Here is an 11,397-nt window from a genome sequence, read left to right as displayed (position 1 = left end):
ACGGTCATGACTGCTGAAAACCACGATATAGAGATCTTGCCCAAACGTAACGTATTCGTGTTCTCCGATACCATGGACATGCGCAACCGGGATGCTGCCAAGGAGTGTCACGTATTCGCCATGAGCGCGGCGTCGGCAGAGTTCAATCCGGTCACTCAGGCGGCAGAATGGTTCCAGAACTATACGTCGGTCATGCAGCAGGCCGGCTGGCTGCCGGTCAACTACAAGACCGAAACCGTCACTGATGGCGGCAAGTCGATGTCCGCCAGCAACCTTGTAGGCAAGGGTTTGAAGCTGGCTGCCAGTTATCTCTCTGGCGGTGTGAAAGATACCGTGCAGAAAGTCGGTACAGCTGCGATGGATGCGATTGCCAATTCGCCGGATGCCGTCACGGTCTTCGATATCGAGGCCAAGGAGATCGATAACACTGCGCTGACGCTGGCCCAGTGTGAACAGTCGCCTGGCGGTGAGGTGGTGATGTTCATCGTGTCGATCCAGAGTGACGGCGACCCTGTGACCAACTACAAAGGCTTGCTGTTCAACTGGACGTCTCATACCAATCTCACCGTGACCAACAGTGCTGCGTTGGTCTTCCATCACGGTCTGTACGAGTCGGTGCGTGATGTGCTGACTTCTCGTGTCTCCTCGAACAGCCGCAAGTCGCTGTTGAGCATGAAACTCAAGGCCTGATCCCACCTGCTCGCGCCTGGCGCGGGTGTCACGCGACCGCACCAGGCGCAGCCTTGGCACAAAGGAGAGCACCATGAGTGTGGATAACGACAAAGCAGTTCGCGCCAGCGCGGCTCCGGGTAGTCTGGCCGTGTTCTTGCCGGGAGTGAGTCCTGACGAGCGCGAGGACATCTTGCTGGGTAACCTGTATGCCCAGCTCACCACCCGCGAGGAGTTTGGTGCAGGTCTGGTCACGGACTGGTTCGATTGCTACAGACGCAAGCTGAAATTCCTCGGATGGGATGCCACGCCTGCCCCAGGTGTGATCTTGCCTGGACCGGACAGGGACAGCCTCAAGAAGGATGCACAGGCCTTGATCAGCCAGTACGGCAGCGCAGCGATGGCAGATGCGACCCAGCAGGCGCTGGAGGGTCTGGCGCAGGATGCCGAGGCGCTGGAGATCTTTTCTTACTCGTTGCGCCAGACGGAAAAGATCCATTTCCAGTTGCTGCCCTGTGTAAGGCATTCGGGAGATTACTTCGACATGGTGATCTATCACATGGAGGGAGGAGTGACTGCCCGCTGGAACATCGGAACGCTGTTCATGAATCAGAATCCTGGGCTGGACTTCTCGAAGGTGCGGGTGGAGTTGGTGCGATTCAACCTGAGGCTGTTCCGTGACAAGTACAAAGCGCTCGTGCGTCAACGGGTGTATGGGAAGGGGGGGGACTTCCTGCGCAACGTTAAGCTCGCGAAAAGCTGAAACCTTTGTATCCGGCGGCCTTGCGGACCAGGGTCGCTGGATTTGTCAGGGGGCGTGCAGGTGATCTGTCACGGCCTCGCGCTGGTTCGCCCAGAACTGGATCAGTTCGCGCAGTTGCGACAGCTCTACAGGTTTGGCCATGTGCCCGTCCATGCCGGCCAGGCGCGCGCGTTCCTTGTGTTCGCTGAGAATATGCGCGGTCAGCGCCACCACTGGGGTGCGCTGGCGCTGGTTGGCCGCCTCCCAGTCACGCAGGCGTTGGGTGGCGGAGAAACCATCGAGTATCGGCATCTCGCAATCCATCAGGACCAGGTCGTAGCGCGTGGCCTGCATCGCCTCCAGCGCCTCTTCGCCGTTGCTGGCAGTGTCGGGCTCGAGGTTGAGCTTGCCGAGCATGCCGCGGATCACCTTGGTCGAGATGCTGTTGTCTTCGGCGACCAGGATACGGAAGTCGGCAGGCAGGTTCAGCGGCGTCGGCGTGCCACCGAGGGCGGCAATTATCGCCGGCTCGCGGCCGCGCTGGGCCAGCTCTTCGGCCAGGGTGGTCTTGAGCGTGTAGCCGGCTACCGGCTTGGCGAGGATGCGTTTGACCCCGGCATTGCGGGCGATGATCTTGCTGGGCGCGTTGCTGATGCCGGTCAGCATGATCACCAGGATGTCGTGGTTCAGGCTCGGATCTTCCTTGATCTTGGCTGCCAGTTGCATGCCTGTCATGCCGGGCATGTTCTGGTCCAGCAGCACGGCATCGAAGTAGTCGCGCAGGTGTGCCTTGGTGCGCAGCAGCGCCAGTGCCTCCTTGCCGGAAGGCACGGCGCTGACGTTCATGCCCCAGGCGCTGCACTGCTGCACCAGCACCTTGCGACAGGTGTCGTTATCGTCCACTACCAGCACCCGAGCATCGCGCAGCGGACCGTCAAGGTCGGCGGGCGGCTGTTCCAGGCGCAGTGGATCGAGCGGCAGTGTCAGCCATAGCGTATTGCCCAGGCTGGTGCTGGTCTTGATGCCGAATTCGCCGTGCATCAGTCCGATCAACTGCTTGGCGATCACCAGCCCCAAGTGTCCGCCAAGCTTGTTGCTGGAGAGGAAGTGGTGGCTGTGCAGCTCGGCCTGCAGCAAAGCCTCGCGCTCGGCGCTGGCCATCGGCTCGCCGCTGTCCTGCACGGCGATACGCAGGCGCGGAGCGTCACCGCGCTGGTCAAGGGCCACCACCAGCAGGATTTCGCCTTGGTCGGTGTTCTTCAGGGCATTGTCCAGCAGACTCGACAGCGCCTGACGCAACCGCGTCGGGTCGCCGCTGATCACGCGTGGCACCTGTGGCTGGGTGAAGCTGATCAGCTCGATGTTCTGCTGTTCGGCCTTGGCCCGGAAGATGTTCAGGCAGTCTTCGATCAGTGCGTTGAGATCGAACTGCACATCATCCAGCTCGATCTGTCGTGATTCGAGCTTGGAGATGTCGAGGATCTCGTTGATCAGCGTGAGCAACTCGTTGCCGGCGCTGTGGATGGTCTGCACATAGTCGCGCTGCTTGACCGACAGCGGTGTGCCCAGCAGCAGCTCGGTCATGCCCAGCACGCCGTTCATCGGCGTGCGGATCTCGTGGCTGATCTTGGCCAGGAATTCGGCCTTGGCGTTGATCTCGGCGTCGCTGGCGGCGAGGGCTCGGCTGGCGCGCACGCGCTCCTCGTTGATCTTGCGCAGGCGCTCGCTGACGGCAAGGTTCAGCAACAGGCCGCTGACCACGGTCAGCCCCATCAGGATGACCAGCAGCCAGGGGGTGGGGGTGCGGGTCAGGCCGAGCAGCGCCGGCAGCAGGACCAGGCCACCGAGGTTGAACACCAGCATGGCCAAGGTGAACAGGCGGGCGGGGTTGTAGCCCTTGTACCAGTAGTAGGCGCTGGCCAGGAGCATGCTCAGGCTGCCGAGGGCAAGCAGGGTGTAGGTGGTCAGGTTCAGCGGCAGGGTGTCGATGAACAGCAGGAGCAAGCCGCTGATCGCGGCGATCAGCATTTCTGCCTGCAGGATGCGGGTGAGCCGCGCGGAACCGCAGGGCGAGAAGAAGCGCTGGGTGAAGTACAACCCGCAAAGCCCTGCCAGGACCAGCGTGAGGTAGGCAGCAGGCGTTTGCGCGCTGTGCCACAGGTGCCACCACGGGCCGCTGAGGTTGAGCAGGATCAAGGCACTGAGCAGCATCAACGCGTGGTAGAGCGCCAGCACCAGGGTCGTGCTGGAACGGGTGTAGAAGAAGCGAATCAGGTTGTGCAGGATCAGCATCACCAGGCCGCCGAACAGCAGGCCGAACAGCAGCGGCTGGCGCTGGTCGATGGCCGCGCTGGCCGCCGATTCCAGAGAGATCGCCGGGCGCAACTGGTGCTCGGAGACCAGGCGCAGGTAGATGTCCAGCGGTTGTGTGGCGTTGGGCAGTGGCAGAACGTGGTCGCTGCCGCGCAGGGTGGGGCTGGCGTTGCCCAACTGTCGACCATGGTGCAACTGGCGCAGCAGCGTGCTGCCGTCGAGGGCGTAGAGGTCCAGGCGTGACAGGTCGGGGGCGAAGATGCGCAGCAGGCGCTCCTGGTCGGCGGGCTCCAGACGGTAGTGCAGCCACAGGGCCTGGTCGGGCAGGGCGGCATCCAGCTCATCCAGTTGCAGCGGGCTGAACTGGTTGCGATAGCGGTCGGAGCGTACGTCGGAGAGCTGCAGGCTTGCCTGTTCATCGAGCAGCACAGACCACCCGCCGCCTTGTTCGGCCGCAGCCGGAAGCAGGCAGAGCAGGGTCAGCATGCTGACGATCAGGGCAGTGGCAATCCGAAGCCGACGCACGACGAGATCCTTTCTTGGCTGATAAGCCGGATAACAACTATGCGCGGCGTGCCGCGCCGAAGGCAAGGCCCCGATGGGGCCCTGTCGACGAGCCGCAGGCCGTGCGCCAAGGCGCTACGACCTGCGGGCCGCAATTTACTGCTGGTGTTCACCGCGCTCGCGGGCGATGGCTCGGTAGCCGATGTCGGTACGGTAGAAACTACCGTTCCAGCTGACTTCCTTGGCCAGGCGGTAGGCCTGCTGCTGTGCATCGGCAACGGTGCTGCCCATGGCGGTGGCACACAGGACGCGTCCGCCGTTAGTGGTCACCTGGCCATCCTTGAGTGCAGTACCGGCGTGGAACACCTTGCCTTCGATCTTGGCAGCAGCGTCCAGGCCGTGGATCACGTCACCCTTGGCGTAGTCGCCCGGGTAACCGCCAGCGGCCAGCACTACGCCCAGGCTCGGGCGTGGGTCCCACTGTGCTTCGACCTTGTCCAGAGCCTTGGCGAATGCGGCCTCGACCAACAGCACCAGGCTCGACTCCAGGCGCAGCATGACCGGTTGTGTCTCGGGGTCGCCGAAGCGGCAGTTGAACTCGATGACCTTGGGGTTGCCTGCCTTGTCGATCATCAGGCCGGCATAGAGGAAACCGGTGTAGACGTTACCTTCCTCGGCCATGCCGCGCACGGTCGGCCAGATCACCTGGTCCATCACGCGCTGGTGCACGTCGGCCGTGACCACCGGGGCCGGCGAGTAGGCGCCCATGCCGCCGGTGTTGGGGCCGGTGTCTTTGTCGCCGACACGTTTGTGGTCCTGGCTGGTGGCCATTGGCAGCACGTTGTGGCCATCGACCATGACGATGAAGCTGGCTTCCTCGCCGTCGAGAAACTCCTCGATCACCACGCGCGAACCGGCTTCACCGAAAGCGTTGCCGGCGAGCATGTCGCGCACGGCGTCTTCGGCTTCCTGCAGGGTCATGGCGACGATCACGCCCTTGCCTGCGGCCAGGCCGTCGGCCTTGATCACGATCGGTGCGCCTTTCTCGCGCAGGTAGGCCAGCGCCGGCTCGATCTCGGTGAAGTTCTGGTAGTCGGCGGTCGGGATCTTGTGGCGAGCCAGGAAATCCTTGGTAAAGGCCTTGGAGCCTTCGAGCTGCGCTGCGCCCTTGGTCGGACCGAAGCAGTCCAGGCCGCGGCTGCGGAACAGGTCGACCACACCAATGACCAGTGGCGCTTCAGGACCGACAATCGTCAGGTCGACGTTCTTCTCGGCGAAATCGGCCAGTTGCTCCAGGGCGCAGACGTCGATGGCGACGTTCTCGCATTTGGCTTCGATGGCCGTGCCGGCGTTGCCCGGGGCCACGAAGACTTTCTCGACGCGTGGATCCTGGGCGACTTTCCAGGCCAGGGCGTGTTCACGGCCGCCGCTGCCGATGATCAAAACTTTCATGTCAAAACCTCGAAATCTGTCGAACGAGAGACAATGCTTCTCGCTGTACGAGGTCGCAATGAAGCAGGTAGATGCAAGGCGGGGACGGTTCCGATGAGCGGAGTTGCCTTCTGGCAATGAGCATCAGCGGAACCGGCCCCAACGCAGCAGATGCCTGCTTCAGTGCGGCCGATTGCCATAAATCAGTGGCGGAAGTGGCGCATACCGGTGAACACCATCGCGATACCGGCTTCGTCGGCGGCGGCGATGACTTCTGCATCACGCATCGAGCCACCCGGCTGGATCACAGCGCTGATACCCACCTTGGCGGCGTTGTCGATGCCGTCGCGGAACGGGAAGAACGCGTCCGAAGCCATGACCGCACCCTGTACCTGCAGACCAGCATGCTCGGCCTTGATTGCAGCGATGCGAGCGGAGTTAACGCGGCTCATCTGGCCGGCACCGACACCGATGGTCTGGCGGTTCTTGGCGTAGACGATAGCGTTGGACTTGACGAACTTGGCGACTTTCCAGGCGAACACCAGGTCGTGGATCTCTTGCTCGGTCGGCGCGCGTTTGGTGACGACCTTCAGGTCCTCGGCGCTGATCATGCCGATATCGCGGCTCTGCACCAGCAGGCCACCGTTGACGCGCTTGAAGTCCCAGCCAGCAGCGCGCTCGGCAGGCCATTCGCCACACTCGAGCAGGCGTACGTTCTGCTTGGCGGCGACCACGTCGCGGGCGGCCTGGGAGATTTTCGGTGCGATGATCACTTCGACGAACTGACGCTCGACGATGGCCTTGGCGGTTTCGCCGTCGAGTTCGCGGTTGAAGGCGATGATGCCGCCGAACGCCGACTCGGTGTCGGTGGCGTAGGCCAGGTCATAGGCCTTGCGAATGCCACCTTCGTTTTCCGGGACCACCGCCACGCCGCACGGGTTGGCGTGCTTGACGATGACGCAGGCCGGCTTGACGAAGCTCTTCACGCACTCCAGCGCGGCGTCGGTGTCGGCCACGTTGTTGAACGACAGTTCCTTGCCCTGCAACTGGACGGCGGTGGAAATGCTGGCCTCGCCTTTCTTTTCTTCGACATAGAACGCCGCGCTCTGGTGCGGGTTCTCGCCGTAGCGCATTTCCTGGGCCTTGACGAACTGGCTGTTGAAGGTGCGCGGGAACTCGCTGCGGCCTTCGGTCGACAGGGTGTCCTTGGACTGGTCGATGCTGCCCATGTAGTTGGCGATCATGCCGTCGTAGGCGGCGGTGTGCTCGAAGGCCTTGAGCATCAGGTCGAAGCGCTGGGCGTAGGTCAGGCCGCCGGCCTTGAGGCCTTCGACGATGCCGGCGTAGTCGCTGGCGTTGACCACGATGGCGACGTCCTTGTGGTTCTTCGCCGCGGAACGCACCATGGTCGGGCCGCCGATATCGATGTTCTCGATGGCGGTCGGCAGGTCGCAACCTGGCTTGCTGATGGTGGCTTCGAACGGATACAGGTTGACCGCGACCAGGTCGATCGGCTTGATGCCGTGCTCGTTCATGATGGCGTCGTCGGTGCCGCGACGGCCGAGGATGCCGCCGTGGATCTTCGGATGCAGGGTCTTGACCCGGCCGTCCATCATTTCGGCGAAGCCGGTGTAGTCGGCCACTTCCACCGCGTTCACGCCGTTATCCTTGAGCAGCTTGTAGGTGCCGCCGGTGGACAGGATCTCGACACCGAGCTGTTGCAGCTCACGGGCGAACTCGAGGATACCGGTCTTGTCGGAGACGCTGATCAGGGCGCGGCGGATCGGCAGGCGGGTAGTCTGGTCGGTCATTTCGGATTCCATAACGCGGTGGAGTCAGCAAAAAAGGCGCCTCTTTCAACGGAGCCGCCTTTTCTGATTGGGATTCTGGCTTACAACAGGTCGTACTGTTTGAGCTTCTTGCGCAGGGTGCCGCGGTTGAGCCCGAGCATCTCGCTGGCCTTGGTCTGGTTGCCCTTGACGTGGTTCATCACGCTCTCGAGCAGCGGTGCCTCGACTTCCGAGAGCACCAGGTTGTACACGTCCGTGACGGTGGCGCCTTCCAGGTGGGCGAAGTAGTTGTGCAGTGCCTTTTCGACGCTGTCGCGCAGGGTCTGGCCCTCTTCGCTCGGCGTGTTCAGGTGCTGCTTCAGGTTGGCGTTGTCGCTCACGGGCGTTGTTCCACTCACTAATGTCTCGGTCATCATCGTCATGCGGCCACCCCTTGTCCGTCCTCTGTCTCAAGGCTCTGTCGACGTTCGGCGAAAAACGCCCGAACGTTGGCGCACTGCGCTTGGGTATCTTCCAAGGCATTGAAGCGGGCGCGAAACTCCCTGCCGCCCGTGCGTGTTGCCAGGTACCAGCCCACGTGCTTGCGGGCGATACGTACGCCCATCACATCCCCATAGAAGGCATGCAGCGCGGCAAGGTGCTCCAGCAGAATGCGTTCCACTTCATCCAGCCCGGGAGCCGGAAGATGCTCGCCTGTCCGCAGGTAATGCTCGATCTCGCGGAAGATCCATGGCCGCCCTTGGGCGGCACGGCCGATCAGCAGGCCGTCGGCCCCTGTGGCATCCAGCACCGCCCGGGCCTTTTCTGGCGACGTGATGTCGCCGTTGGCGAAAACCGGGATCGACACCGCCTGCTTGATTGCGGCGATGGTGTCGTACTCGGCTTCACCGGTGTACAGGTCTGCGCGTGTGCGGCCATGCACCGCCAGCGCCTGGATTCCGGCCTGTTCAGCGATCTTCGCCACGTTCAGGCCGTTCTTGTTCGAGCGATCCCAGCCGGTGCGAATCTTCAGGGTGACCGGCACATCGACCGCACCGACCACCGCGTCGAGGATTTCAGCGACCAGCGCTTCATCTCTCAATAAAGCAGAGCCTGCCGCTTTGTTGCAGACTTTTTTTGCCGGACAGCCCATGTTGATATCGATGATCTGGGCACCGGACTCGACGTTGGCTCGCGCTGCCGCGGCCAGCATCTGTGCATCGCCACCGGCGATCTGTACCGAACGCGGTTCGGGATCGCCTTCGTGGATGCGGCGCAGGCGCGATTTGCGGCTGTTCCACAGGTTCATGTCGCTGGTGACCATCTCCGACACCACCATGCCCGCCCCCAGACGTTTGCAAAGCGTGCGGAAAGGCTGGTCCGTCACCCCGGCCATAGGCGCGAGGATCAGGTTGTTCTGCAGTGTATATGGGCCGATGCGTACCGCCGACATAGGTGTTCCCTGTTGTGGGGCCGGATCATTGGAGTTCGAAAAAGGGATGGCATGATACCCGCTCTCGGTGACCGGATAAAGATGGAACTGGATAAAATCTGAACAGTTGTGGGCTTATGACATTTAGGTTGGTGATGTCGCCCACCGCGCTCCCTCAGGTATGGCGTGCTACTCGGGGGAGCGGAAACTCAAGCTGTAGTTCACCGCCTTGGGGCCTGGATCGAGGATGTCCAGAGCGATGTGGATCGGTGTCTGGCTAGGCATCTCGCCCCGCCCGGCCAGCTCGCCCGAAAGGTACTCGCTGGGTTTGAACCGACGACTGGCGATCAACTGCCCGTTGAGGTCGGCGAAACGCAGCTCCAGCAAGGGGAAGGGTTGGCTGAAGGAGGCGCGGTTGTAGATGATCGCGTCGACGATCAGCGCGCCCTTGAAGTCCGGATGGCTGCGCACCACCAGGTTGCTGCTCTTGATACGAGCGATGTCGACTCGGGTGGGTACCTGGCAGCCGACGATCGGGCACAGTTGCTGGAACAGCGGCCGGTAACGATCGTGCCGGGCCATCTCATCGAAGTGGTAGTAGACGTACTGGAAGGCCAGCAGGCCAGCGGCGAGCAGCGCCAGGAAGCCCCAAAGCAGGCGCTTGCCCCAGTTCGGTGCGGGCTTTTGCCAGTCCAGTTGCAGCGGGTCGTCGACCACATCGACCAATGGTTCCTTGCGCGCGCGCGAGGGTTTGCTGGCCAGGACCGGCTCCAGCCGTTCGTCGTCTTCGGCGTCGTCGTGGTCGTCACGTGCCGACAGGCGCAGATTCGCGACATCGTCGTCCAGGGCCGAGAGGCCTTTTTCCGGACGAGGCTCGTCGGGGGACGAGAGCCGCTCGGTGGCTGGTTCGTCGCGTTCGGCGGGCAAGTGTGCGGGGGGGGCTTCGTCGTCGAGCTCAAGCGTCTGTCCGAGGGTTGGCTCGGTACGCTCCTGGGCTATCGGTTCCAGGTCGAGTGGCTCCTGCTCGACCAGAACTGGTGCAGGTGCCGGTGTGGGTTGCGAGTCGGGCTCGAGGCGGTCATCGGTTGCGGTGCCGAAGGGCTCGTCACCATGTTGCTCCGGGTGCTGATCGTCACGCCGCGCCTGCAAGGACTCGTCGCGCTCGGCGTTTTGGCGCTCGGGGCGAGGGCCTCGTCGCTCCAGGCGCGCAAGCTCCTGGTCCAGATCCATGGCATCCAGCGTGGCAGCCCAGTCGTCCTGGCTCGGCGCGGGTGGCTCGACCGCAGGCGTTGCTGGCACCGTTGGCGCTACCGGTGTCGTGGCAACCGGCGTTGGCGCAGCCCCCTGGCTCTGTTCGAGCAACTGCCGCGCGGCATTGAACACCTGCAGGCACTGGCCACAGCGCACCACCCCACGGGCCACGCTCAACTGGTGATACGTGACGCGAAAACGCGTCTGGCAATGCGGGCACTGGGTGACGAAACTGTCGGTCATGCGGCGATCCGGGGGTTGTGCAGGGTTGGAGTCTGGTTCTTTACGAACTGTAGCCTAGCGACGATGGCCGCTGATACGCACCCAGCCATCGCGCACGACGATCGGGTCGAGGTCGAAGTCGGCGGCGTAGGCAGCAGCCACTTCCTCGCCCTGCTCGGCGAGAATGCCCGACAGCGCCAGCAGGCCACCAGGGCGTACCAGGCCGGACAACTGCGGGGCCAGTGAGACCAGCGGGCCGGCCAGGATGTTGGCGACCAGCACGTCGGCCTGCATCGCCGGCATGTGTTCGGGCAGGTACAGCGCCAGCTTCTCGTCGGCGATGCCGTTGCGCTGGGCGTTGTCACGCGAGGCTTCGATGGCCTGCACGTCGATGTCGGTCCCCACCGCTTCGCGGGCGCCCAGCAGCAGGGCGGCAATGGCCAGGATGCCCGAGCCGCAGCCAAAGTCGAGCACCTGGGTGCCTGCGAGCGACTGGCCGTCGAGCCATTCCAGGCACAGAGCGGTGGTCGGATGGGTGCCGGTGCCGAAGGCCAGGCCCGGGTCGAGCAGCAGGTTGACGGCGTCTTTCTCCGGGGCCTCATGCCAGCTCGGCACGATCCACAGGCGTTGGCCGAAACGCATCGGTTGGAAACCGTCCATCCAGCTGCGTTCCCAGTCCTGGTCCTCGATGACCTCGGCCTGGTGCTCGGGGAGCGCTGCACCGGTCAGCAACTGCAGGTGGGCGAATACCGCTTCGGGCTCGGCATCGGCTTCGAACAAGGCCAGTAGATGCGTGTGCGACCACAGTGGGGTGGTGTTGAGGTCCGGTTCGAAGATCGGCTGGTCTTCGGCATCCATGAACGTGACCGAGACGGCGCCGACTTCGAGCAGGGCGTCTTCGTAGGTTTCGGCTTGTTCCGGGCTGATGGCCAGACGTACTTGCAGCCAGGGCATGGCGGGCACCTTAAATGTGATTCGGTGTGATCGAAGAGGCAGTCTGCGACTGCCAAATCGGGCATTTTACGCGAGCGCATCCCATACGGACAGGCCGCAGGATGATCCGT

The 11,397-nt window shown here is 63.2% G+C and carries 9 protein-coding genes; 2 read left to right on the top strand and 7 right to left on the bottom strand.

What is annotated here, in order from left to right; all coding sequences use genetic code 11:
- Positions 1–6 precede the first annotated feature (6 nt).
- Positions 7–690, top strand: coding sequence for a hypothetical protein (locus tag AB688_RS24915; RefSeq protein ID WP_063546320.1), 684 nt, complete (start codon positions 7–9; stop codon positions 688–690).
- 73 nt (positions 691–763) lie between these two features.
- Complete coding sequence (locus AB688_RS24910) at positions 764–1,432, top strand: hypothetical protein (RefSeq protein WP_063546318.1); 669 nt, start codon at positions 764–766, stop codon at positions 1,430–1,432.
- A gap of 45 nt (positions 1,433–1,477) precedes the next feature.
- Here the strand turns inward: AB688_RS24910 and AB688_RS24905 are convergent, their stop codons facing one another.
- From AB688_RS24905 to prmA, 7 genes are all read right to left on the bottom strand, one after another.
- Positions 1,478–4,249 (bottom strand): hybrid sensor histidine kinase/response regulator, encoded by a 2,772-nt coding sequence (locus AB688_RS24905; RefSeq protein ID WP_063546316.1) that lies wholly within the window; start codon positions 4,247–4,249, stop codon positions 1,478–1,480.
- 135 nt (positions 4,250–4,384) lie between these two features.
- Positions 4,385–5,680 (bottom strand): phosphoribosylamine--glycine ligase, encoded by a 1,296-nt coding sequence (gene purD / locus AB688_RS24900; protein ID WP_063546314.1) that lies wholly within the window; start codon positions 5,678–5,680, stop codon positions 4,385–4,387.
- Positions 5,681–5,862: 182 nt separating this feature from the next.
- Positions 5,863–7,470: a bifunctional phosphoribosylaminoimidazolecarboxamide formyltransferase/IMP cyclohydrolase gene (purH, locus tag AB688_RS24895; protein ID WP_063546312.1), complete on the bottom strand. Its 1,608-nt coding sequence runs from the start codon at positions 7,468–7,470 to the stop codon at positions 5,863–5,865.
- Positions 7,471–7,550: 80 nt separating this feature from the next.
- The gene (gene fis, locus AB688_RS24890) at positions 7,551–7,871 is read right to left on the bottom strand and encodes a DNA-binding transcriptional regulator Fis (protein WP_029614158.1); all 321 of its coding nucleotides are present in this window, start codon (positions 7,869–7,871) and stop codon (positions 7,551–7,553) included.
- Entirely contained in the window at positions 7,868–8,881 is a 1,014-nt protein-coding gene (dusB, locus tag AB688_RS24885) for a tRNA dihydrouridine synthase DusB (RefSeq protein ID WP_054894209.1), read from the bottom strand. Before dusB ends, fis begins: the two co-directional genes overlap by 4 nt.
- Positions 8,882–9,049: 168 nt before the next feature.
- Entirely contained in the window at positions 9,050–10,354 is a 1,305-nt protein-coding gene (locus AB688_RS24880; RefSeq protein WP_063546310.1) for a DUF3426 domain-containing protein, read from the bottom strand.
- Positions 10,355–10,408: 54 nt separating this feature from the next.
- The gene (prmA, locus tag AB688_RS24875) at positions 10,409–11,287 is read right to left on the bottom strand and encodes a 50S ribosomal protein L11 methyltransferase (protein ID WP_063546308.1); all 879 of its coding nucleotides are present in this window, start codon (positions 11,285–11,287) and stop codon (positions 10,409–10,411) included.
- Between the last annotated feature and the right edge of the window lie 110 nt (positions 11,288–11,397).

The organism is Pseudomonas putida (assembly GCF_001636055.1).
Taxonomy (GTDB): Bacteria; Pseudomonadota; Gammaproteobacteria; order Pseudomonadales; family Pseudomonadaceae; genus Aquipseudomonas; species Aquipseudomonas machongensis.
This window is presented reverse-complemented; position numbering and strand designations above follow the sequence as displayed.